Raw genomic sequence first — 21,959 nt, forward strand, 5'->3', positions numbered from 1 at the left:
TTCAGGTGTCTGCCTTGGGCAGGGGACAGGTCATGATCCCGCGGGCCCCGCCCTCGGCTGCCTTGCTCCCCAGCGTGTCGAGGTCGTCCTGCGGGTAATTGAACACCCTGACCAGCATCGGCAGGTTGAGACCGGAAAGGACCACGGTTCCGAGCCTGTTGCACGCGACCTGTTGGGCGATGTTGTGCGGCGTGGCGCCGTAGATGTCGGTCAGGACCAGTACGCCGCTGCCGCGGTCGAGTACCTTGAGCATGCTGCGTGCACTTTCCAGTGCAGGTTCCACCGGTGCATCGGGGGGTACCTCGAGGCATTTGATCGGCAGGGTCATGCGCCCGATGATGCGGCTTGCAATGTGCAGCATCGCCGAGCCGACACCGGGGTGAGTGATCAGCAGGACCCCAACGCTCATGGCAACTCCCGGTGGCTACGCACGACCTTGAGCCCTTGGTCGGTCAGGAAGCGCGCCAGCTCTTCGATCAGGTAGACGGATCGATGCTGCCCGCCGGTGCAGCCGATCGCGATCGTCAGGTAACTGCGGCCCTCGCGTTCGAAGCAGGGTATCCATTGGGTCAGGAAATCACTGATATGGCTGAGCAGGCCGCGTACCTGCAGATCGTGCCCGAGGAAGTTTGCGACCTCCGGGTCCTTGCCGGTGAGCGGCCTCAGGTCGGGATGCCAGTGTGGGTTTGGCAGGCAGCGCGCATCGAACACGAAATCGGCGTTGCGCGGCACGCCATGCTTGAACCCGAACGATTGCAGCATGATCGACATCTCGCCGCGCTCGCGTTCGGCGACGCGCGCGCGGATGATCTCACGCAGTTCGTGCAGCGTGGTGCGCGTCGTGTCGATCTTGAGACGGGCCAGGTCGAGCAGTGGATTCAGCAGCTTGCGTTCGAGGTCGATGGCCTGTTGCAGGGTACGCCCATCGTCGGTCAGCGGGTGACGCCGACGGGTCTCGCTGAAGCGCTGCATCAGGACGGCATCTTCGGCATCCAGGAAGACCACCTCGCAGTCCACGCCATGGTCACGCAGGCGCTTGATCAGGCCAGGCAGTTGATCGAGTTCGTTGCCCGGGTTACGCGCATCGATGCCGATTGCAGTCTGGCCGCGGGATTTGGTCGGATGCAGGGTGATGTCACGGACCAGGGCCTCGAACAGGCTGACCGGCAGATTGTCGATGCAGTAGTAGCCGACGTCCTCGAGTACGTGCAAGGCGATACTCTTGCCGGAGCCGGAGAGGCCGGTCACCAGTACTACTCGCGGGACGTCGTTGTTGTCGTCGTATGTCATGCCTGTGGTCCGACCCAGGTCAGGGGGCGTGCGTACCAAGGCCTAAAGTTTAGCCGCTGTGTCTTTGCGGCGCTGCGGCCCTGGTCATCGCTGGTCCAGGATCGCCTGCTGCTGGCGTTCGATCAGCACCTCGGTGGCATCGTAGCCCTTGAGGCGCAACAGGTGGTTGCGCACCGCGGATTCGACGAGTACCGCGAGATTGCGTCCCGGAGCGACCGGTACCGTGACCTGCGGGATGGATACGCCGAGTACGTCGCGGTTGGCATAGGCCCCGGACAGGCGGTCCATGCCGGCGATCTCGTCGGATGACATGCGCTTCAGATGTACGATCAGCCGCAGGTATTTGGTGCGCTTGATCGAGCTGTCGCCGAACATGGCGCGGATGTTGAGAATCCCCAGGCCGCGCACCTCCAGGAACTCGCGCAACAAGGCTGGACAGGTGCCGCTGATGATGTCCGGTGCGATGCGCGTGAACTCCGGTGCGTCGTCCGCAACCAGGCGGTTGCCGCGGGTGATCAGGTCGAGTGCCAGCTCGCTCTTGCCGACCGCAGGGTCGCCGGTCAGCAGCACGCCCATGCCGAGCACTTCCAGAAAGACGCCGTGCAGCGTGGTCTTTTCCGACAGGAACAGCGAGGCGTAGTACTGGAGGTTGTCCAGCACCTGGCTGTCCGGCAGGGGCGATCGCATCAAGGCGACCTCGGCGCGATCGGCAAGTGCGGGTAGCTCCGGAGGGCCTTCGATGCCGTTGACGAGCACGACCAGTGCCGGCTGCTCGGCGAATAGCTGTTGCAGGGCCTGTTGGCGATTGGCCGGCTGCAGACTGTCGAGGTAGGTTTCCTCGGCTGGGCCGATTACCTGCACACGGTTGGGATGGATGTAGTTCAGGGGGCCGGCGACGATGCCGCTGCCGGTGTCGCTCGTACCCGACAGCAGCGTCTTGTTGCTTCCTGATCTGCCGGCCACCCAGACGAGTTGCAGGCGCTCGCTGAGCGCGTCAACGAGGTCGTTGACGCGAATGCTATGCGGCATGGGTCGTGGAGTGCCCGGTGAGGATTGTCATCGCCTCCTCGGCATCCGCTTCGCGCAGCTGGTTTCGCAGCTCGGCCTCGTTGAACATTCCGGCCAATGTGGCGAGCAGCTGGAGGTGCTCCTCGGTGGCATCGTCCGGCACCAACAGGGCGAATACCAGATCGACCGGGTTGCCATCCAGGGCATCGAACTCCACGGGTTCGGCAAGCCGCAGGAAGGCCCCGCGGCTGTCTTGTATCCCCGGCATCCGCGCGTGCGGCAGCGCGACCCCACCCGCGAGACCGGTGGAGCCGAGCCGCTCGCGTTCCAGCAGGCGTTCGAAGATCTGCTCGGCAGGCGGCTCATCGGCGGTCGCCGCGAGCAGGCGCGCGGCCTGTTCGAGGATTCGTTTCTTGCTCGACGCCGGATCTGCGACGCTGATGCTGCTCAGTGCAAGGATGCCTTCGGGTAACATGGCGACGGGAATTCAGCTCATCCGGCGGCTTCTGCCGATTCCCTGTGGCCACCGCCGTTGTTGCGGTGACTCTTGATTTTCTCCTTGTGGCGCAACACCTGCCGGTCCAGTTTGTCGACCAGAGAATCGATCGCCGCGTACATGTCCTGATGAACGGCATCGGCAAACACATCCGCGCCCGCAATATGTACGGTCGCTTCCGCCTTTTGTTCCAGCTTTTCAACGCTGAGGATGACATGCACATTGGTGACATGATCGAAATGCCGCTCCAGTCGCGCGATCTTCTCGTCGACATAGGAGCGCAGGGCATCGGTGATGTCGACATGGTGACCGGTCAGGTTGACTTGCATGGTTTTCTCCTTGCGGTTAAGCGCTTTAGGCCAAGCGCTTGCGTTCGTTCGATGGCGGGATGGCCATCGATTCACGGTATTTGGCAACCGTCCTGCGCGCCACGTTGATCCCCTGATCAGCGAGTATGGCGGCAATCTTGTTGTCGGAAAGGGGTTTATTGGGTTTTTCGGCGCCGATCAGCTTCTTGATGAGGGCACGGATCGCAGTCGCTGAGGCCTCGCCGCCGCTCGCCGTGCTGACGTGGCTGGAAAAGAAATACTTGAACTCGAGGGTGCCGCGCGGCGTATGCATGTATTTCTGCGTCGTCACCCTCGAGATGGTCGATTCGTGCATCTCGAGCGCCTCGGCGATATCGCGCAGCACCAGCGGCTTCATCGCTTCTTCTCCGTATTCGAAGAAGTTGCGCTGAAAGTCGACGATGCGTGTGGCGACCCGCAGCAGGGTGTCGTTGCGGCTCTGCAGGCTCTTGATGAACCACCTTGCTTCCTGCAGGTGGTTTTTCATCGTGACGTTGTCGGCGCTGTTGTCGGCGCGCCGGATCATGCTGGCGTACTCGGCATTCACACGCAGTTTGGGTGCGGCATCCGGATTCAGTTCCACGCGCCACTGGTTGTTGTGTTTGTAGACGAACACGTCGGGCTCGATGTAACTCGGCGACTCGCTGGCCACGCTGGTGCCCGGGCGCGGATTCAGCGAACGGATCAGGTGGATCACCGACAGGAGTTCGTCGCCCTCGAGCTTCAGCCGGCGGCGCATCTGCGCCTCATCCTGCTGCGCAAGCAGGTCGAAATGCTCGTCCACCAGCGTGATCGCCTCGCGCCGCCACTCGAAATCTTCCGGCAGCTGGCGCAGCTGCAGCAGCAGACACTCGCGCAGGTCGCGCGCCGCGATGCCCGGTGGATCGAACGCCTGCACCCTGTGCAGCACGGCCTCGACCTCGTCGAGTTCGATATCCGGTATGTCGGTGCTGGCGAGGATGTCTTCCAGTGGCGCGCTCAGGTAGCCGTCGTCGTTGATCGCGTCGATGATCGCCTCGGCGATCGCCAGATCGGTCGGGCTGAAAGGGGTCAGCTGCATCTGCCACACGAGGTGGTCGCGCAGCGACTCGCCGACGCTCTGCTGATTGAGGAAATCCTGATTTTCGTCGCCACCACCCGCGCCGGCGCTGCTCACCGGGGTCACGCTGTCGTAGATATCGTCCCAGACCGTGTCGACCGGCAGTTCGTCGGGCATCGATTCGGATTCGATCGAGATCTCGCTTTCGTTGTTCGGATCGTTCTTGCCCGGTTCGGCGGCGAGTTGATCGGCGCCGTCCGATTCGCCCGTCAGCCCGCCGCGCTCGGAATCGCCGTCGTCGGTGCGCGACGATTCCTCCTCGGCCTCGAGCATCAGGTTCGATTCCAGCGCATCCTGGATCTCCTGTTTGAGGTCGAGCGTCGACAGCTGCAGCAGCTTGATAGCCTGCTGCAACTGGGGCGTCATCGTCAGGTGTTGGCCCAGGCGAAGCTGGATCGTGGGCTTCATTCGGTCTCTTGCTGGTACGAAACTTGTTTATGCTTCCGTCGAGTTCATTCTAGCGCAACTGTCCGGCGGTCGACGCAAGTACATTTGGCGCCCCGATTGACCGGTGTCACCCGATGCCGCCCGGTCGTCTTACAGCCGAAAGTGCTCGCCGAGGTAGACAGTCCTGACTTCGGGGTTCGCGAGGATCTCGTCCGGTGGGCCCTGGGCGAGGACCGCCCCTTCGTTGATGATATAGGCGCGGCTGCAGATCCCAAGGGTCTCGCGGACGTTGTGGTCCGTGATCAGAACCCCGATCCCACGATCGGCGAGCTGGCCGACGATCCGCTGGATATCGACCACCGATATCGGATCGATGCCGGCAAAGGGTTCGTCGAGCAGGATGAAACGGGGCTGTACCGCCAGGGCGCGGGCGATCTCGAGGCGCCGGCGTTCGCCGCCCGACAGGCTGATCGCCAGGTTGTCGCGCAGGTGGCGGATGCCGAATTCGTGCAGCAGCTGGTCGCAGCGCGCCTCGCGTTGTTGGCGGTCCAGCTCGGGGCGGGTCTCGAGGATCGCCAGGATGTTCTGCGCGACGCTGAGTCGGCGGAAGATCGAGGGCTCCTGTGCCAGGTACCCCAGGCCGAGGCGGGCGCGGGCATGCATCGCCTTGTCGGTGAGGTCGTGTTCGCCGAGTATCACGCGGCCCCGGTCCGCGGGTATCAGCCCGGCCATCATATAGAACGTCGTGGTCTTGCCCGCACCGTTGGGACCCAGCAGGCCGACGACTTCGCCATCGTGCAGGTGCAGCGAGACGCCGTTGACCACCGCTCGCCCGCGGTAGCGTTTCACCAGGTCTTCGGCGGCGAGGCGGGTCATCGTCGGGAGGCGGGGCGGACTACTTGGCCGGCGGCTGAATCGTGATCTGCACGCGTTGCTTGCCCTGGGCGGCCGCGCCCGCCTTGACCACCGAGTGCACGCGGTCATAGACGATGCGATCGCTGCGCATCGTGTCCTTGTTCTGGACTACCACCGCATCGCCGATCAGCACCAGATTCTCGGTGTTCACCTCGTACTCGGCGCGCCGCGACTGGCCCTTGACCGGACCCTCGTCGGATTGTTGTTCGAAGTGGACCGGCTTACCTTCGGCGATCATTTTCGACGGCTTTCGCCCGGCATGGTGCACCGTCAGCACATCGGCGCGCAGACGCAGCGTGCCCTGGCGCAGGTCGACATCGCCCTTGTAGACGCTGATCCCTTTGGCTTCGTCGATATCCGCGTAGTCGGCAGACAGCTCGATTGGTTGCTGGTTGTCCGATTCGAGCGCGGTCGCCGGGCCGCAGGCGAGCATCAGGGCCGCTGCCCAGGTCCACAGGCAACGCGACACGTTGAATTCAATGGGTTTCGGGGACATACAGACCTTTTACCTCGGACAAAAGCTTGACGCGCGATGGGGGGCGTAGCCAGGCCTGCATGCCGACGGCATCCACGCTGTGCGCATCGCTGACTACCCTAACCTTTTCGTCCGTCTCCGCATAGTCTTCGCGGGGCTGTACGCGCAGATCGCGCGTCGTCATCCGCAAGGGTGCATTCTGCGCATCCCCGGCACGCTCGATCAGCACATCGCCGTGCAGCAGCAGCAGACTGCCGTCGCCCGACATCCAGGCACGCTCGGACGCGACCTCCCACGGCGGGCGTTCGTCCTGGTACACGGTCAGACGGGGTTTTTCGAGCTCCGTGGTGTCGTCGTCGGTGTAGTGGCGCAGCTGCGGGGTGCGCAGCCGGTGTGCCGGCACGCCCGCCGCGGTCATGCGGGTCGCGTCGAGCCCGGTCACGTAATAATCGATCTCGCGCGGCCCCTGGGACGGGCCGGCGTCGCCGGGTGCCGTCGACTCCTCGACCCGGTCGACCAGCCACCAGCTGAACAACGCGCCGAGCACCAGCAGCATCGCCAGCAAGGGGCGAAAACGGCGCATGCTCAGTCCAGGTAGCCCTGCAGCGCCGGCTGCAGCGTGCCTTGGGCATCCATGATCAGCTCGCAGACCTCTCGGCCGGCGCCGCGCCCGCCGCCGCTCGGCGTGACCCAGTGGGCATGTCGTTTGGCCAGGGCATGCGCATCCTGCACCGCGATCGCCAGCCCGACGCGCGTCATCACCGGCAGATCGACTACATCGTCGCCGACATAGGCGATCTGTGCGTCGTCCAGCCCGGTCGCGCGCTTGAGTTCGTCGAACGCCGGCAGCTTGGCGCGCCTGCCCTGGTAAACGTGCTCTATGCCCAGGCTCTGCATGCGGATGCGCACCACTTCCGAGGTGCGCCCGGTGATGATCGCGATCTTCACCCCGGTTTCCTGCAGCATCACCATGCCGTGCCCGTCCTTGGAATTGAACGCCTTGTATTCCTGGCCGTCGTCGCCGATGAACAGGCTGCCGTCGGTCAGAACGCCGTCGACATCAAAGATCACCAGCCGGATTGCAGCCGCCTTCTCGTGTAGATCCTGCATGAACCTCGTCCCTCTTTTACATCACGCCGGCACGCAGCAGGTCGTGCATGTTGAGCGCGCCGCATAGCCGCCCTTCGGCATCGACGACCAGCAGCGCGTTGATTTTCTTCTCTTCCATCATGTTCAACGCCTCGACCGCGAGCCTTTCCGGTGCGATGCGTTTGCCACCCGGGGTCATCGCCTCGGCGACGGATGCCTGGCGTACGTCCAGGCCGCGATCCAGCCAGCGCCGCAGATCGCCGTCGGTGAACACGCCGACCGCGTGTCCGGCGTCGTCGACCACCGCGGTCATGCCCAGACCTTTGGCGCTCATCTCCATCAACGCGTCGCGCAGCGGTGCCGCCTGGGCGACCGCCGGGATCCGTTCGCCCTTGTGCATCACGTCGCGCACGTGCAGCAACAGGCGTCGCCCGAGACTGCCGCCCGGATGCGACAGCGCGAAATCCTCGGCGGTGAAGCCGCGCGCCTCGAGCAGTGCGATCGCCAGGGCGTCACCCATCACCAGCGCCGCGGTGGTGCTCGCGGTCGGCGCGAGATCGAGCGGGCAGGCCTCCTTGGCGACGCTGACGTCGAGATTCACCTCGGCCTCGCGTGCCAGGGTGGAGTCCGGCCGCCCGGTCATACTGATCAGGGGTGCTCCCATGCGCTTGATCAGCGGCAGGATCGTGACGATCTCGCTGGTTTCACCCGAGTTCGACAGCGCCAGGACCACGTCCGCCGCGGTGATCATGCCCAGGTCGCCGTGACTGGCCTCGCCCGGATGGACGAAGAATGCCGGGCTTCCGGTACTCGCCAGGGTCGCGGCGATCTTGTTGCCGATGTGCCCCGACTTGCCCATGCCGGTGACGACGATGCGCCCATGGCAGTCGAGCATGTGTCGGCACGCGGCCGCGAAGTTCTCGTCGACCCGTCCGGCGAGCGCACTGACCGCGGCGCTTTCGATCTCGATCACGCTCCGGCCGGAGCGGCACAAGTGTTCAGTATCCGCGCGCACCGTTTTGATCCCCCGATCTCAACTCGAAGCAGCCGTGTGTGCCTGCCAGATCACCCAGCTCTGGTAGGCAATGAAACTGGACAGCAGGACGCCGCCCTCGATCCGGTTGATGGTGCCATGGGTCTGGGCGCTGCGTCCCATCACGAACAGCGCCAGGGTGAGCGCCAACATCACCAGCATGTCGCGATCGAGGGCTTCGGCCGGGATCGCCCCGGGGGCGAGCAGGGCCGGCACACCCAGCACCGCCAGCAGGTTCCACAGGTTGGAGCCGACCACGTTGCCGATCGCCAGGTCCGGCTCGCCTTTCAGTGCGCTGGCGATGCTTGCAGCCAGTTCCGGCAGACTGGTGCCGATCGCGACGATGGTCAATCCGATCACCAGGTCGCTGACGCCGAGCGCCGTCGCCATCTCCACCGCGCCCCAGACCAGCAGTCGCGAACTCAGTACCAGCACGATCAGGCCGATCGCGAACCAGGTGATCGCCGCCGAGGTCCTGAGATCGCCGGGCACCTCGGCCTCGATCTCCTCGGCAAGCGGGTCGTGGTCGCGGCGCTGCAGCCCGATGCGCACCAGCAGCGACATGCTGAACACCAGGCCGCCCAGCAGGATCAGGCCGTCGGTTAGATCGAGGTCGCGATCCAGCAGCAACAGGAAGACCGCGACAGTGACCAGCAGCAACAGCGGGTATTCGCGCCGCAGCATGTCGGATTGCACGCTCAGTGGTGCGACCAGCGCGGTGGTGCCGAGGATCAGCGCGATGTTCGCAATGTTCGACCCGACCGCGTTGCCGATGGCGATCCCGGTGTTGCCCTGCAGCGCCGCCATCGTCGACACCAGGATCTCCGGGGCCGAGGTGCCGAAACCGACCACGGTCAGCCCGACCAGCAGCGGCGGTACGCCCAGATTGCGCGCCAGCGCCGCGGCGCCGATCACGAAACGGTCGGCCGACCACACCAGCAGCGCGAGGCCGAGCGCAATGGAGGCAATGGGCAACAGCATCTAAGACCGGGTCCCCGCTGACGGCGTTCAGGAGCGCGGATTGTCGCGAATGCCCGGGATGATGTCCAAACGCCGCTCTGGTGGGCCAAGTGGATGATCGCGTAACGCCCAGCGGCTGCCGAAAGGCCCCGTTACACGCATCGTGGGCTGCGTTGCAGTCCTTGGGAAGGGCCTGCCATCCCCTGCGCACCGTGCATTGCCCGCAATGCGTGTGGCACGGCTGAGCGGTACACGATGACCTGCCCGCCCCACTAGTCAGCCTGGACCTTGATCTTGCCGCAGCGGCTGCAGCGATAACGGGTCACCAGGCGGCCGAGTTTGACGTCGAACACCGCGCGCTTGTCGACCTCCCATTTGTGATGCCCGTTGCGACACAGCGTATTGCCGCGGTGGCGTTCGCTGGGTCTGCGCGGCTTGAACGGTAGAATCTCGCCCATGGATCCGGTTCTTCGGGGGGTGGAAGTGGACAATGGTAGCGCCGAACAACGCCTGTTGCTCGGCACGGTCGGGTGGGCCAGGCCGGACTGGCTGACCGGTTATTATCCCGAGGATCTGCCCGAGGAGTGGCGCCTCGCGTACTACGCCAACGACTGTGGCTGCAGTCTGCTGGACGCCGACCCGCTGCGCGCAGTCGACGGCCTGCCGTCGACCGAGATGCTGGCCGAGGTGCCCGCCCGGTTGCGGTTGTTCATCAGGGCCGCGGCGGATCCGGGGTCGACCCGGCGCGCGTTGCAGCCCTTCGCCGGCCGTCCCGTGGTGCTGCTGGTCGAACAGCGGCAAGCCGATCTTGCGGACTACCCTCAATGGGAGGCCCGGGGGGCGGGCGAGTGGCGCGACCCGCAGAGCGGCGCGAGCCTGGTGTGCTGGTCCGTCGAGACCTTTGACCTGCGCGCACTGCGCGGTCGCGCCGCGCAACTGCCGGACGACCTGCGTGCACTGGTGATCGGTGGTCCGGGTGCGAGCCCGGCAAGGGTGCCGGAGCTGCGCACCCTGCTGGAACTTCTCGGGCGCGGATGAGTCGGCTTGACGCTACCCGGCCGGGTCATCAGAATTGTCGTTCCGCTTCGCGATTGGGGCCCGGTTCGTACACGGACCGCCGACCGGCGCCCAGCTTGCCGGATACTCATGACCCAAAAGCGTTCCCCAAGTGACACCCTCGTTCGCATCCGCGGCTTGAAGTTCTATCGCGGAACACGGGCGATATTCGACGGCGTGGACATCGACATTCCGCGCGGCCGGGTGACCGCGATCATGGGGCCGTCGGGGACCGGCAAGACCACGCTGCTGAAGCTGATCGGCGGTCAGCTGACGCCGGATGCCGGCAGCATCGAGGTCGACGGACAGAACGTCCATCGGCTCAACACGGCTGAGCTGTACCGACTGCGCATGCGCATGGGCATGCTGTTCCAGAGCGGCGCCCTGCTCACCGACCTCTCGGTTTTCGACAATGTCGCCTATCCGCTGCGCGAGCACACCCGTCTGAGTCCTTCGATGGTGCGCAAGCTGGTGTTGCTGAAGCTGGAGGCGGTCGGACTGCGCGGCGCGCATCAGCTGATGCCGGCCGAGCTCTCGGGTGGCATGGCGCGGCGCGTCGCATTGGCGCGTGCCATCGCGCTGGATCCGATGATGATCATGTACGACGAACCCTTTGCCGGACAGGATCCGATCTCGATGGGCGTCGTGGTGCAGTTGATTCGCCGGCTCAACGACGCGGCGCGCATCACCAGCGTGGTGGTGTCGCACGATGTCGCCGAGACCGCGCAGATCGCGGACCTGGTCTACGTGATCTCGGATGGCCGGGTCGTGGAGTCCGGTCCGCCGCGCCAGCTCAGCGAGCGCGGCGTCGAATGGACCAAGCAGTTCATGCACGGGCTCCCGGATGGTCCGGTGCCGTTCCACTATCCCGCACCGGAACTGCGCGGCGATCTGTTCGGGGAGACCGGTTGATGGAGTGGTTGGCGGCTCTCGGTCGGGTCGGCCTGTCGTTCTCCGCGCGGCTGGGGCGCGCGAACATGCTGCTGGTGGCGATGCTCGGCGGCGTACCGGCCCTGCTGCGCCGGCCGCGTCTGCTGCTCGAACAGATGTTTGCCGTTGGCGTCCTGACGATCCTGATCATCGCGGTGTCGGGCGTGTTCGTCGGCATGGTGCTCGGTCTGCAGGGTTATTACATCCTGTCGCGTTTCGGTGCCGAGGCGACCCTGGGCGTGATGGTCGCCGCATCGCTGGTGAGAGAGCTGGGACCGGTGGTCACCGCGCTGCTGTTCGCCGGGCGTGCCGGATCGGCGCTGGCCGCCGAGATCGGCCTGATGAAGGCCACCGAACAGTTGTCCGGTCTGGAGATGATGGCGGTGAATCCGGAACATCGTGTGCTGACCCCGCGCCTGATCGCCGGGATCGCCTCGATGCCGTTGCTGGCGGCGCTGTTCAGCGTGCTTGGGGTGTACGGGGGCTGGTTCGTCGGGGTCGGCCTGCTCGGGGTGGACGACGGCACCTACTGGGCACAGATGCAGTCTCAGATCGACTGGAACGACGATGTGGTGAATGGCGTGATCAAGTCGGTCGTGTTCGGTGTCGTATGCACCTGGATCGCGATCTTCCAGGGATACGACTGCGTGCCGACATCCGAAGGGGTGAGTCGCGCGACCACCCGCACCGTGGTGCACTCGTCTCTGGCCGTGCTCGGCCTGGATTTCGTGCTCACCGCGCTGATGTTCAACTAGGATGCAACGACCGATGCCATGTCGAATTCACGGCGCCACGGTCGCCCCGACCGCCGGGGCCAACGGGAACTGAAAATGTCCAAGACGAGACAAATTGAGATTTTGGTCGGTGCGTTCATGGCCGCGGGGTTTGTCGCGCTGTTCTTCCTGGCGATGCAGATCAGCAACCTGGGGAGCGTCAATCACGGCAATTCGTACCGGGTGCAGGCACGTTTCGACAACATCGGCGGTCTAAAGGTCAAGGCGCCGGTGACCATGGCGGGCGTCGAGGTCGGGCGCGTGGTCGATATCTACTATGACGCTAAGGATTTCCGTGCGGTGGCCGTTTTGGGAATCTACTCGCAATTCAATACCATCCCGGATGATACGTTTGCGAAAATTCTGACGGCCGGGCTGCTTGGTGAGCAATACGTCGGGCTGGATCCGGGCGGCAGCGAGTCGGTACTGAAAGAGGGCAGCGAGATTGCGGTGACGCAATCGGCGCTGGTACTCGAGGATGTGATCGGCCAGTTCATCTACGGCAAGGCGAGCGAAGGAGTCAAGTGATGGGTGCGTTGTTGCGGTCGTTGATCCTGTTGACGGGGCTTTCTGTGCTCTGGTCGGCGGCGTCGGCGGCCATCGAAAATCCGCAGGTGATGCTGCGTGCGACCGCGGACAAGGTGTTGGCCGAGCTCAGCGAGCGCAAGGCCGAGCTCGAGGCGAACCCGAGCCGGATCTATCCGCTGGTCGAAAATACCGTGCTGCCGCATTTCGATTTCCGCTCGATGTCGCAGTCGGCGCTGGGTCGGTTCTGGCGGGATGCCAGCGAGGCGCAAAAAGACGGCCTGACGCGCGAGTTTCGTGAGTTGTTGGTGCGTACCTACGCGACCGCGCTGCTCGGCTACACCGGGCAGACCATCGAGTACCTGCCGGTGCAGTACAGCCAGGGCGACACCACGGTGCTGATCCCGACCCGGATCGCGTCTTCGGGTGCGCCACCGGTGCCGATCAACTACCGGCTCAAACTTGCCGACGGCACGGATCGCTGGCTGGTGTACGACGTCGTGATCGACGGGGTCAGCCTGATCACCAATTATCGCAGCCAGTTCGCCGCAGAAGTCCGCCGTAACGGCATAGATGGCCTGATCGAGGCGTTGGCCAACAAGAACCGCTCGGCGGGTCCGTGAGCGGAGCCACCCTCAAGCAGGCCGGCAGAGGACGGTGGAAGCTGTCTGGCGTGCTGGATTTCAACAGCGTGCCGGCGATCTGGCCGGCGCTCGAGAAGCTGGTGTCTGCCGGCGGTCGCATGACCCTGTCGCTCGCCGGGATCCGCCAGACCAACAGCGCGGGGCTGGTGTTGCTGGTCGAGGCGCGCGACGTCGCGCAGCGGACCCATTGCCACCTGCACCTGACCGACCTGCCGGCCGAACTGCTCGACCTGGCGCGCATGTCGCGCTGCGAGGGCCTGCTCGCCAACGAGGCATGACGCCGGCGCGGCCGGATCCGGACTCCCGCAGGTCCCCGATTTTCTTTATCATTGACGCCCTTTTTGCTGCGTGGCGCGGTGCGTGCCCAGGGCGGTCATGGACAAACTGATCATCTACGGCGGCCGCCCGCTCGCCGGCGACGTGCGCATCTCGGGCGCCAAGAACGCTGCGCTGCCGATCCTCGCCGCCACCCTGCTCGCCGATCAGCCGATGGTGATCGGGAACATTCCGCACCTGCGCGACATCACGACGACGATGGAGCTGCTCGGCCGGATGGGGGTCGAACTGACCGTCGACGAGAAGATGCGCGTCGAGGTCGACGCCGGGCGCCTGGACAAACCGTTCGCGCCCTACGAGCTGGTCAAGACGATGCGCGCATCGATACTGGTGCTCGGGCCACTGCTGGCGCGCTGTGGACATGCCGACGTGTCGCTCCCGGGCGGTTGTGCGATCGGTTCGCGGCCGGTCGACCTGCACATCGAGGGCCTGCGCGCGATGGGTGCCGAGATCGACGTCGAGGGTGGTTACATCAAGGCGCGCGCCAACCGCCTGAAGGGGGCGCGCCTGGTGCTGGATCTGATCACCGTGACCGGCACCGAGAATCTGATGATGGCGGCGACCCTGGCAGAGGGCACGACGATCATCGAAAACGCGGCGCGTGAACCCGAGGTGGTCGACCTGGCCAACTGCCTGAACGCGATGGGCGCCCGGGTCAGCGGCGCCGGCAGCTCGACGATCACGGTCCAGGGCGTCAAGGCGCTGCATGGTACCGAGTACAAGGTGTTGCCGGACCGTATCGAGACCGGCACCTTCCTGGTCGCCGGCGCGATCAGCGGTGGCCGCGTACGGGTCCGCGACACCGATCCCAAGCAGCTGGACGCGGTGCTGCAGAAGCTGCGCGAGGCCGGTGCCGAGCTGGAGATCGGCGACGACAGCGTGCTGCTCGACATGCGTGGCCGACGGCCGAGTGCGGTCAACGTGCACACCGCGCCCTACCCGGCGTTTCCGACCGACATGCAGGCACAGTTCACCGCGCTCAACAGCGTGGCCGATGGGGTCGGGACCATCACCGAAACGGTATTCGAGAACCGTTTCATGCATGTCCAGGAACTGCAGCGCATGGGCGCCAAGATCAAGCTCGAGGGCAACACCGCGATCTGCAGTGGGGTAAAGCGTCTCACCGCGGCGCCGGTGATGGCGACCGACCTGCGCGCCTCGGCCAGCCTGGTGCTCGCCGGCCTGGTCGCCGAAGGCGAGACGGTCGTCGACCGCATCTATCACGTCGATCGCGGTTACCAGAACATCGAAGACAAGTTTGCCGGGCTCGGCGCACATATCCGTCGGGTGCCCGGTTGAGGATATGGGTATGGCTGTATCGATCGACGCACCGCTGACCATTGCGCTGTCCAAGGGACGGATATTCAAGGACACGCTGCCGCTGCTGGCCGAGGCCGGCATCGCGCCGCTGGAGGATCCGGAGACCAGCCGCAAGCTGATCCTCGACACTTCACATCCGCTGGTGAAGTTCGTCTTGATCCGGGCGACCGATGTGCCGACCTATGTGCAATGGGGCGCGGCCGATCTCGGTGTGGCCGGCAAAGACGTGTTGATGGAACACGGTGGCGAGGGGTTGTACGAACCGCTCGACCTCAAAATTGCGCGTTGCCGGATGATGGTGGCCGGGCGCCCCGACACCAACACCGGCGCCCGCCGTCTGCGGATAGCGACCAAGTATGTACAGGCGGCGCGCAGCTTCTTCGCGGCGCGTGGCCAGCAGGTCGAGGTGATCAAGCTGTACGGGTCGATGGAGCTCGCGCCCCTGGTCGGCCTGTCGGACTTGATCGTCGACCTGGTGGAGTCCGGGAACACCCTCAAGGCGAACGGCCTGGTCCCTCTCGAGCATATGCACGACATCAGTTCACGCCTGGTGGTCAACAAGGCATCGTGGAAGATGAAACACGCGACCGTGCAGGCCCTGGTCGATGCGCTACGCGGTGCCGTCGAACGCGCGGCGGCCTGACGCGCGTCACCCGATGTCGCACCGTCCGCGCGGTTGATCCGCCGCACGGCGCGCTAGAATGGTCGCCACGGCGGCCGTGCCCAGGATCGCCCACGGAATACGAGCCATGGCTGAGATACGCAGACTGAACACCGCCGATGCCGATTTCCAGCGCCAGCTCGATGAGCTGCTGGCATGGGAGTCCGTGTCCGACGATCGGGTCAACCGGGTCGTGCAGGAGGTGATCGCCGAGATCCGGCAACGCGGTGACGCCGCGTTGATCGAGTTCACCAACCGGTTCGATGGCTGGGAGGCGGGTTCCGCAGCCGACCTGGAGATCCCGCTCGCGCGTCTGGAGCAGGCATGGCACGCGATTCCGGACGCGCAGCGCGATGCGCTGCGGCACGCCGCCGATCGTGTGCGCGGCTACGCCGAGCGCCAGAAGATGGAAGGTTGGAGCTACACCGAGCCGGACGGCACCGTGCTCGGTCAGCAGGTCACGCCGCTCGACCGCGTGGGCCTGTATGTACCCGGTGGCAAGGCCGCGTATCCGTCGTCGGTACTGATGAACGCGCTGCCGGCCAAGGTCGCCGGGGTCGGTGAGCTGATCATGGTCGTCCCGACCCCGCGCGGCGAACTCAACGAGCTGGTGCTCGCCGCGGCGCACGTCTGCGGGGTCGACCGGGTGTTCGCGGTCGGAGGGGCCCAGGCGGTCGCGGCGCTCGCCTACGGTACCGAATCGGTGCCGCCGGTCGACAAGATCGTCGGTCCGGGCAACATCTATGTCGCCACCGCGAAACGCACGGTGTTCGGACAGGTCGGCATCGACATGGTCGCGGGGCCGTCGGAGATCCTGGTCATCTGCGACGGGCAGACCGATCCGGACTGGGTCGCGATGGACCTGTTCTCCCAGGCCGAGCACGACGAAGACGCCCAGTCGATCCTGCTGTGTCCGGACGCAGGGTTCGTCGACCGCGTGGAACAGAGCATCGACAGGTTGCTGCCGGCGATGCAGCGTGGCGAGATCATCGCCACCGCGCTGCGCGCGCGCGGCGCCCTGATCGTCTGCCGCGATCTCGACGAAGCCGCCGAGGTCGCCAATTTCATCGCCCCGGAGCACCTCGAACTGTCGCTTGCCGATCCTGAGGCGTACGTCGCGAAGATCCGGCATGCCGGCGCCATCTTCATGGGACGGCATACCTCGGAACCGCTCGGCGACTACTGCGCCGGGCCCAATCACGTGCTGCCGACGTCGCGCACCGCGCGTTTCAGTTCGCCGCTGGGTGTCTACGACTTCCAGAAGCGGTCGAGCCTGATCATGGTCTCGGCGGCCGGCGCACAGACACTCGGTCGCACCGCGTCGGTGCTGGCGCGCGGCGAGGGCCTGGAGGCGCACGCGCGTTCCGCCGAGTACCGGCTGGACGACTAGCGTCGCGAAGCCGCCCGGCACGGTGCGCGCCGCGCCGTCGGGAAACTGTCGATTCATCATTCGAGGCCTCAGACCACCGATGTCCGGTTCGCTCAACGATCTCGTGCAACACTGGATACGCCCCGAAATCGCCACACTTTCGGCGTATCACGTGCAGTCCGCCGGCGGGATGATCAAGCTCGACGCGATGGAGAACCCCTATACCTGGCCGGCCGAGCTCCGCGATGCCTGGACCGAGGTGCTGCGCGCGACCGATGTCAACCGTTATCCGGATCCACAGGCACGGCGCCTGAGCGAGCGCCTCGCCGAGACGATGGCCGTCCCGGAGGGCATGCGTGTCCTGCTCGGCAACGGTTCCGACGAGCTGATCCAGATGATCGCGCTGGCTTTGGCGGGGCCGTCGCGCTGTGTGTTGTCGGTCGACCCCGGGTTCGTGATGTATCGCATGATCGCGACCTTCGCCGGGCTGCGCTATATCGGCGTACCGCTGCGCGCCGAGGATTTCGGTCTCGACCTGCCGGCCGTGTTGCAGGCGATGGAAGAGCATCAGCCGGCGGTGGTGTTCATCGCCTACCCGAACAACCCCACCGGTAACCTGTTCGATGCCGAGGCAGTGCACGAGGTGATCCGCGCGGCCCCCGGACTGGTGGTGGTCGACGAGGCCTATGCGCCGTTTACCGACGCCAGCTTCATGTCGAGCCTCGGCGAATACGACAACCTGCTGGTGATGCGCACGGTGTCGAAGATGGGGCTGGCGGGGCTGCGCCTCGGCATGCTGGCGGGCCCGGCGGCCTGGCTGGATGAATTCGACAAGGTACGGCTGCCGTACAACATCAACGTGCTGACCCAGGTCAGCGCCGAGTTCGCGCTGCGCCACCACGCGGTGTTCGATGCACAGACCGAACTCGTGCGCAGTGAACGCGAGCGCGTCAGTGCGGTATTGGCGGAGTTGCCGGGGGTGCGCCTTTACCCGTCGCAGGCGAACTTCCTGCTGATGCGCACCCCGCCTGGGCAGGCCGCGGCATGGTTCGAAGGCCTGCGCGCGCGCGGCGTGCTGATCAAGAACCTGAACGGCGCGCATCCGATGCTCAGTGACTGCCTGCGGCCAACGGTCGGCACCCCGCAAGAGAACGACGCGCTGCTCGCCGGATTGCGTACATTGGCCGGCGCCGTGGACTGACGGCGTTCGGCCACCGCTGCATCGAGTGGCGATGCATGACACGACCTCATCGGGGAGGCACGAAGATGGCTGTGCAAGGCGCGAAACTACTGATATTGCTCATGGGGGGCCTGTTTGCGGGCGTCGCCATGGCGCATCAGGGCGTTGGCATCGCGGGCGGGTTCGGTGCGGGCTTCATGCACCCGATCCTCGGTTGGGACCACGTCGCGGCGATGGTCGCGGTCGGACTCTGGGGCGCATTCCTGGGCAACCCGGCAATCTGGGTCCTGCCGGTGGTGTTCCCGATGGTGATGGTTGTCGGTGGGACGCTGGGCGTCCTCGGCATCCCTTTGCCGGCGGTCGAGACCGGGATCGCCAGCTCGGCGGTGATCCTTGGCCTGATGGTGGCCCTCGCCGCGCGCCCGCCGCTCTGGGTCGCGGCGCTGATCGTCGGTGTATTCGCGGTGTTTCATGGCCATGCGCACGGTACCGAGCTGCCCGACGCCGCCAATCCGCTGGCCTACAGCCTCGGTTTCGTGGTGGCCACCGGCCTGCTGCACCTGTGCGGCATCGCGTTCGGTCTGTTGGTGCGCTGGCCCGCCGGGCGGGTCGTGGTGCGTGCCGGCGGTGGCGCGATCGCGTTGGCCGGGGTCGGCTTCCTGACCGGCGTGGTATGACGCGGCGCTCCCTGGCGCTGTGCGTGGCGCTTGGCCTGTTGCCGGGCCTCGCGTGGGCACACAGTCCGATCAAGGGACTCGACAATTTCTACGCCGGTCTGCTGCACCCCGTATTCGTCCCGGCGCACCTGCTGAGCATACTGGTGCTCGGCGTTCTGCTGGGCCAACAGGGCGCGCAGCGTGTGCAGGTCGCGATCGTCGCCTGCCTGGTCGCGCTGCTGGTGGGCCTCGCCGCCAGCGTGCCGGCGGCCGCGATCAGTGTCGAGGTGCCGTTGCTGGCGTTTGCGGCGGTCAGCGGCGCGCTGGTCGCGCTCGCCCGACCTTTGTCTGTGCCTGCAATTGCGGCCCTGGGGGGTGTCGTGACGTTGCTGGTCGGGGTCGATTCGGCTCAGGAGGGTCTGAGTGGCCGTGGCTGGCTGGCGGCGATGCTTGGCAGCGCGATCGCAGCCTACCTGTTGTTGCTCTACGCCATGGTGTTCGCCGAGTGGTTCGGGCGCCGCGAGTGGCAGCGCATCGGTCTGCGGATTCTGGGGTCCTGGGCCGCGGCGAGCGCGCTGCTGGTGCTGTCGCTCGCGTTACGCGGCTGAGCCGCGCGGCGCACTCATTTGCCGTCGGTCGAGTGCAGGATCTCGACCTCGAGCAGGTCTTTGACACACTGGTCGATGTAGTGGTCGAGGTCCGTACCGCTCAAGCCGCCACCCTCGCCTTCGAGCTGGCAGTCCGATTTCAGCTTCGCCAGCATCCGGGTCTCCTCCGGCGTTTGCGCCGCGGTCGGTCCGGCGAGCAATGCCAGCCACAGCGTCGGCAGAAGCAGAGACGGCCATGCGAACCGGATACAGCGCTTCGGGTATTGCATCGACAAATGTTCCTTATCCAGCCTTGAGGCAGTTGCAGTGGTAATCAAACCTGTCGCGCACGCTACGCAGACGCCGCAACAGATCCCCGCGGTCACCGGCGAACACGGCGACGCTGGGGTCGCGGTGGTCGAATCGCTGGTGCGCCAGCAGATCTGCTGTCGGCAGCTGGCCGTCATTGTTTAGGTCGAAGATCGTCCGGCACACCGGGCATTCGTTCAAAACGCCGGCCTCCAGGTCGATCTCGATCGCCACCTTGTCGCGCGCCGCGCCCGGCGGGCGCAGTCTGTCCAGCAGGTCCGAAAGCCACTTCACGGCGACTGCGTGCCGCTCGCCGGGCGTTCGCCGACGATCGCGACCTGCTCCACCTCGCCCCCGTCGCGGTACAGCGTCACCGTCATCGGGCTGCCCGGGGCCTTGTCGGCCACGGCCTTGAGCAGTTGCTGGGATCCGCTGATCGGATGCCGGTCTACCGCGACGAGGATGTCTCCGGGCTTGATCGACGCGAGATCGGCGGGACCCCCGTCGAGTACCCCGGAGACAAGGATGCCGCTGCGGAACTCGATCTCCAGCGACTTCGCCAGCGCCGGGGTCAGGTTCTGCCCGGTGATCCCGAGCCAGCCGCGGATCACCCGGCCGTGCGCAATGATCTGATCCATCACGTCGCGCGCCAGCTGGACCGGGATTGCGAAGCCGATGCCGTGCGAGCCGCCGCTTTGCGAAAAGATCGCGGTGTTGATGCCCACCACGTCGCCGAGCGCGTTGATCAATGCGCCGCCCGAGTTTCCGGGGTTGATCGCCGCGTCGGTCTGGATGAAGTTTTCGAAGTCGGTGATCCCGAGTTCGTTGCGGCCGGTGGCGCTGACGATGCCCATGGTCACCGTCTGGCCCACGCCAAACGGGTTGCCGATCGCCATTACGACGTCGCCGACCTGCAGTTGGTCGGAGTTGCCGAGCGAGGCGAGCGGCAGGCTCTCGCCTGCGGCCTGGAGCACGGCAACGTCGGTCTCCGGGTCGGAACCGACGATGCGTGCCGGAAGATTGCGGCCGTCATCCAGCACCACCTGGATCTCACTGGCCCCGGCGATCACGTGATTGTTGGTCAGGATGTAGCCGTTGTCGTCGACGATCACGCCCGAACCGAGGCTGTTTTCGCGCTTCAGACGCGGGCGGCTGACGCGGTCGCCGAAGAATCGCTTGAACAAAGGGTCGTCGAGCAGCGGATGGACTTTCTCACGGGTGATCTTGGTCGCGTAGACGTTCACCACGGACGGTGCGGCGCGCTGCACCGCGGCCGCATACGAGACCGGTCCCACGGCGCGTTCGACCACCAGCGGCTGTGGGGGCGGTTGAGTCGGCGTCGCCGTCTCCCGGCCGACCAGGTCCGGGCGGAGCAGCAACACCAGAAATGCCGCGGCCAGCCCGGTGGCAATCGAGGTGAACAGGAACGAGAATGCGCGGTACCACTTCATGCGCAAACCCTAACGGTGCGTTGGTTCATAGGTCACTGCGGGGTGTGGCGTCGTCGAAGCAAGCGGGCGACGCTCGCTCTTCGGCCTGCAGATTGCCGTGCATCGCGCGCCATGACAAGGGTCCGTGTGACCCGCCCGAGGAATGCCGATGGCCCGACTGGAGGATATCGTCGCGTACTGCGATCAGCGCCTGGAGGCCGCCACGTTCGACGACTACTGCCCGAACGGGCTGCAGATCGAGGGGCGTGACCAGGTCGCGACGATCGTCTCCGGGGTGACCGCGAGCCAGGCGCTTATCAGCGCTGCGATCGACGCGGACGCGGACCTGCTGCTGGTCCACCACGGCTATTTCTGGCGCAACGAGCCGGCGCCGCTGGTCGGCATCAAGGGGCGCCGGATCCGCGCGCTGATGAACGCGGGGATCAGCCTGCTGGCGTATCACCTGCCGCTCGATGCGCATCCGGAACTGGGCAACAACCGCCAGCTGGGTCTGGCGATGGGATTCGTCGATGCGTCGCCGCAGGACGGTCTGCTGTGGGGTGTCGAACTCGCCAGGCCGATGACCGCGGGCGACCTCGCCGAGCGTGTCGAAGGGGCGCTGGGCCGGCCGCCGCTCACGGTCGGCCCGGACGCCGCGGTGAGTCGCGTCGCATGGTGCACCGGTGCCGCGCAGGGGATGATCGAGCAGGCGGCGGCGCTGGGTTTTGACGCCTTCATCAGTGGAGAGATCTCCGAGCAGACGGTGCACCTGGCGCGCGAACTGGGTGTTTTGTTCTTGTCGGCGGGCCACCATGCGACCGAGCGCTACGGTGTGCAGGCATTGGGCAATGAACTGGCCACCCGCTTCGATGTCGCCCACCGGTTCATCGAGATCACCAACCCCGTTTGATTTTTGTTTGCTATTACAAACACTTGGCGTCGGGCGTCGGCACCGTCAGAGCCCCTTTTCTTGACGGGGTATTGGCCGATGTTGGAGAATCCGCGGTCGTTCGGGGAAATTCAGCATATTCTTAAAGTTCGATTCGCATGTTGGCGTTCTGCAACGTCGGTGTCCGGGTCGTGG

At 65.6% G+C, this 21,959-nt stretch carries 29 protein-coding genes; 13 read left to right on the forward strand and 16 right to left on the reverse strand.

Annotation, left to right across the window (positions count from 1 at the left end):
* Window position 1: 1 nt before the first annotated feature.
* From H6955_16465 to H6955_16525, 13 genes are all read right to left on the reverse strand, one after another.
* Entirely contained in the window at window positions 2-409 is a 408-nt protein-coding gene (locus H6955_16465; GenBank protein MCP5315154.1) for a hypothetical protein, read from the reverse strand.
* The gene (gene rapZ, locus H6955_16470; GenBank protein MCP5315155.1) at window positions 406-1,290 is read right to left on the reverse strand and encodes an RNase adapter RapZ; all 885 of its coding nucleotides are present in this window, start codon (window positions 1,288-1,290) and stop codon (window positions 406-408) included. The genes H6955_16465 and rapZ overlap by 4 nt, the downstream gene beginning before the upstream one ends.
* Before the next feature lie 84 nt (window positions 1,291-1,374).
* Window positions 1,375-2,319 (reverse strand): HPr(Ser) kinase/phosphatase, encoded by a 945-nt coding sequence (gene hprK, locus H6955_16475; protein MCP5315156.1) that lies wholly within the window; start codon window positions 2,317-2,319, stop codon window positions 1,375-1,377.
* Window positions 2,309-2,773 (reverse strand): PTS IIA-like nitrogen regulatory protein PtsN, encoded by a 465-nt coding sequence (ptsN, locus tag H6955_16480; protein MCP5315157.1) that lies wholly within the window; start codon window positions 2,771-2,773, stop codon window positions 2,309-2,311. Before ptsN ends, hprK begins: the two co-directional genes overlap by 11 nt.
* A gap of 17 nt (window positions 2,774-2,790) precedes the next feature.
* Complete coding sequence (gene raiA / locus H6955_16485) at window positions 2,791-3,123, reverse strand: ribosome-associated translation inhibitor RaiA (GenBank protein MCP5315158.1); 333 nt, start codon at window positions 3,121-3,123, stop codon at window positions 2,791-2,793.
* 25 nt (window positions 3,124-3,148) lie between these two features.
* Entirely contained in the window at window positions 3,149-4,648 is a 1,500-nt protein-coding gene (locus H6955_16490; GenBank protein ID MCP5315159.1) for an RNA polymerase factor sigma-54, read from the reverse strand.
* 129 nt (window positions 4,649-4,777) lie between these two features.
* A complete protein-coding gene (gene lptB, locus H6955_16495; protein ID MCP5315160.1) occupies window positions 4,778-5,503 on the reverse strand; it encodes an LPS export ABC transporter ATP-binding protein in 726 nt (241 codons plus the stop codon).
* Window positions 5,504-5,522: 19 nt separating this feature from the next.
* The gene (gene lptA, locus H6955_16500) at window positions 5,523-6,038 is read right to left on the reverse strand and encodes a lipopolysaccharide transport periplasmic protein LptA (GenBank protein ID MCP5315161.1); all 516 of its coding nucleotides are present in this window, start codon (window positions 6,036-6,038) and stop codon (window positions 5,523-5,525) included.
* Window positions 6,019-6,600 carry an LPS export ABC transporter periplasmic protein LptC gene (gene lptC / locus H6955_16505; protein MCP5315162.1) on the reverse strand — a complete coding sequence of 194 codons (582 nt, stop codon included), beginning with the start codon at window positions 6,598-6,600 and terminating at the stop codon, window positions 6,019-6,021. Before lptC ends, lptA begins: the two co-directional genes overlap by 20 nt.
* A 2-nt stretch (window positions 6,601-6,602) precedes the next feature.
* Window positions 6,603-7,127, reverse strand: a complete 525-nt coding sequence (gene kdsC, locus H6955_16510) for a 3-deoxy-manno-octulosonate-8-phosphatase KdsC (protein ID MCP5315163.1) — start codon at window positions 7,125-7,127, stop codon at window positions 6,603-6,605.
* A 16-nt stretch (window positions 7,128-7,143) separates the two neighbouring features.
* Window positions 7,144-8,001: a KpsF/GutQ family sugar-phosphate isomerase gene (locus H6955_16515; protein MCP5315164.1), complete on the reverse strand. Its 858-nt coding sequence runs from the start codon at window positions 7,999-8,001 to the stop codon at window positions 7,144-7,146.
* A gap of 138 nt (window positions 8,002-8,139) precedes the next feature.
* Window positions 8,140-9,120, reverse strand: coding sequence for a calcium/sodium antiporter (locus H6955_16520; GenBank protein ID MCP5315165.1), 981 nt, complete (start codon window positions 9,118-9,120; stop codon window positions 8,140-8,142).
* 251 nt (window positions 9,121-9,371) lie between these two features.
* A complete protein-coding gene (locus H6955_16525; GenBank protein MCP5315166.1) occupies window positions 9,372-9,557 on the reverse strand; it encodes a hypothetical protein in 186 nt (61 codons plus the stop codon).
* Between H6955_16525 and H6955_16530 the strand changes: the two genes are divergently transcribed.
* The 12 genes from H6955_16530 (at window position 9,556) to H6955_16585 (ending at window position 19,157) form a co-directional block, all read left to right on the forward strand.
* Entirely contained in the window at window positions 9,556-10,137 is a 582-nt protein-coding gene (locus H6955_16530) for a hypothetical protein (protein MCP5315167.1), read from the forward strand. The genes H6955_16525 and H6955_16530 overlap by 2 nt on opposite strands.
* Before the next feature lie 108 nt (window positions 10,138-10,245).
* A complete protein-coding gene (locus H6955_16535) occupies window positions 10,246-11,067 on the forward strand; it encodes an ABC transporter ATP-binding protein (protein ID MCP5315168.1) in 822 nt (273 codons plus the stop codon).
* Window positions 11,067-11,840: a lipid asymmetry maintenance ABC transporter permease subunit MlaE gene (gene mlaE, locus H6955_16540; GenBank protein ID MCP5315169.1), complete on the forward strand. Its 774-nt coding sequence runs from the start codon at window positions 11,067-11,069 to the stop codon at window positions 11,838-11,840. The genes H6955_16535 and mlaE overlap by 1 nt, the downstream gene beginning before the upstream one ends.
* A gap of 75 nt (window positions 11,841-11,915) precedes the next feature.
* A complete protein-coding gene (mlaD, locus tag H6955_16545; protein ID MCP5315170.1) occupies window positions 11,916-12,386 on the forward strand; it encodes an outer membrane lipid asymmetry maintenance protein MlaD in 471 nt (156 codons plus the stop codon).
* Window positions 12,386-13,006 carry an ABC transporter substrate-binding protein gene (locus tag H6955_16550; GenBank protein ID MCP5315171.1) on the forward strand — a complete coding sequence of 207 codons (621 nt, stop codon included), beginning with the start codon at window positions 12,386-12,388 and terminating at the stop codon, window positions 13,004-13,006. Before mlaD ends, H6955_16550 begins: the two co-directional genes overlap by 1 nt.
* On the forward strand, window positions 13,003-13,305 hold the full coding sequence (locus H6955_16555) for an STAS domain-containing protein (GenBank protein MCP5315172.1): 303 nt from the start codon (window positions 13,003-13,005) through the stop codon (window positions 13,303-13,305). The genes H6955_16550 and H6955_16555 overlap by 4 nt, the downstream gene beginning before the upstream one ends.
* A gap of 97 nt (window positions 13,306-13,402) precedes the next feature.
* A complete protein-coding gene (gene murA, locus H6955_16560; GenBank protein ID MCP5315173.1) occupies window positions 13,403-14,662 on the forward strand; it encodes a UDP-N-acetylglucosamine 1-carboxyvinyltransferase in 1,260 nt (419 codons plus the stop codon).
* A 10-nt stretch (window positions 14,663-14,672) separates the two neighbouring features.
* Window positions 14,673-15,326, forward strand: a complete 654-nt coding sequence (locus H6955_16565; GenBank protein MCP5315174.1) for an ATP phosphoribosyltransferase — start codon at window positions 14,673-14,675, stop codon at window positions 15,324-15,326.
* 106 nt (window positions 15,327-15,432) lie between these two features.
* Complete coding sequence (hisD, locus tag H6955_16570; protein ID MCP5315175.1) at window positions 15,433-16,734, forward strand: histidinol dehydrogenase; 1,302 nt, start codon at window positions 15,433-15,435, stop codon at window positions 16,732-16,734.
* Between the two features lie 79 nt (window positions 16,735-16,813).
* On the forward strand, window positions 16,814-17,914 hold the full coding sequence (locus tag H6955_16575) for a histidinol-phosphate transaminase (protein ID MCP5315176.1): 1,101 nt from the start codon (window positions 16,814-16,816) through the stop codon (window positions 17,912-17,914).
* 65 nt (window positions 17,915-17,979) lie between these two features.
* Window positions 17,980-18,570: a HupE/UreJ family protein gene (locus H6955_16580; protein MCP5315177.1), complete on the forward strand. Its 591-nt coding sequence runs from the start codon at window positions 17,980-17,982 to the stop codon at window positions 18,568-18,570.
* Window positions 18,567-19,157, forward strand: coding sequence for a HupE/UreJ family protein (locus H6955_16585; protein MCP5315178.1), 591 nt, complete (start codon window positions 18,567-18,569; stop codon window positions 19,155-19,157). The genes H6955_16580 and H6955_16585 overlap by 4 nt, the downstream gene beginning before the upstream one ends.
* 14 nt (window positions 19,158-19,171) lie before the next feature.
* Here the strand turns inward: H6955_16585 and H6955_16590 are convergent, their stop codons facing one another.
* From H6955_16590 to H6955_16600, 3 genes are read right to left on the reverse strand one after another with little or no spacing between them, the layout of a single operon-like run.
* Complete coding sequence (locus tag H6955_16590; protein MCP5315179.1) at window positions 19,172-19,426, reverse strand: hypothetical protein; 255 nt, start codon at window positions 19,424-19,426, stop codon at window positions 19,172-19,174.
* Window positions 19,427-19,439: 13 nt separating this feature from the next.
* Entirely contained in the window at window positions 19,440-19,739 is a 300-nt protein-coding gene (locus tag H6955_16595) for a hypothetical protein (protein MCP5315180.1), read from the reverse strand.
* Window positions 19,736-20,896 carry a trypsin-like peptidase domain-containing protein gene (locus H6955_16600; GenBank protein ID MCP5315181.1) on the reverse strand — a complete coding sequence of 387 codons (1,161 nt, stop codon included), beginning with the start codon at window positions 20,894-20,896 and terminating at the stop codon, window positions 19,736-19,738. Before H6955_16600 ends, H6955_16595 begins: the two co-directional genes overlap by 4 nt.
* A 142-nt stretch (window positions 20,897-21,038) precedes the next feature.
* Here H6955_16600 and H6955_16605 point away from each other — a divergent pair, with 142 nt between their 5' ends.
* Window positions 21,039-21,785: a Nif3-like dinuclear metal center hexameric protein gene (locus H6955_16605; protein ID MCP5315182.1), complete on the forward strand. Its 747-nt coding sequence runs from the start codon at window positions 21,039-21,041 to the stop codon at window positions 21,783-21,785.
* The last annotated feature ends 174 nt before the right edge of the window (window positions 21,786-21,959 follow it).

The organism is Chromatiaceae bacterium (genome assembly GCA_024235395.1).
Lineage (GTDB): Bacteria > Pseudomonadota > Gammaproteobacteria > Chromatiales > Chromatiaceae > Thiosocius.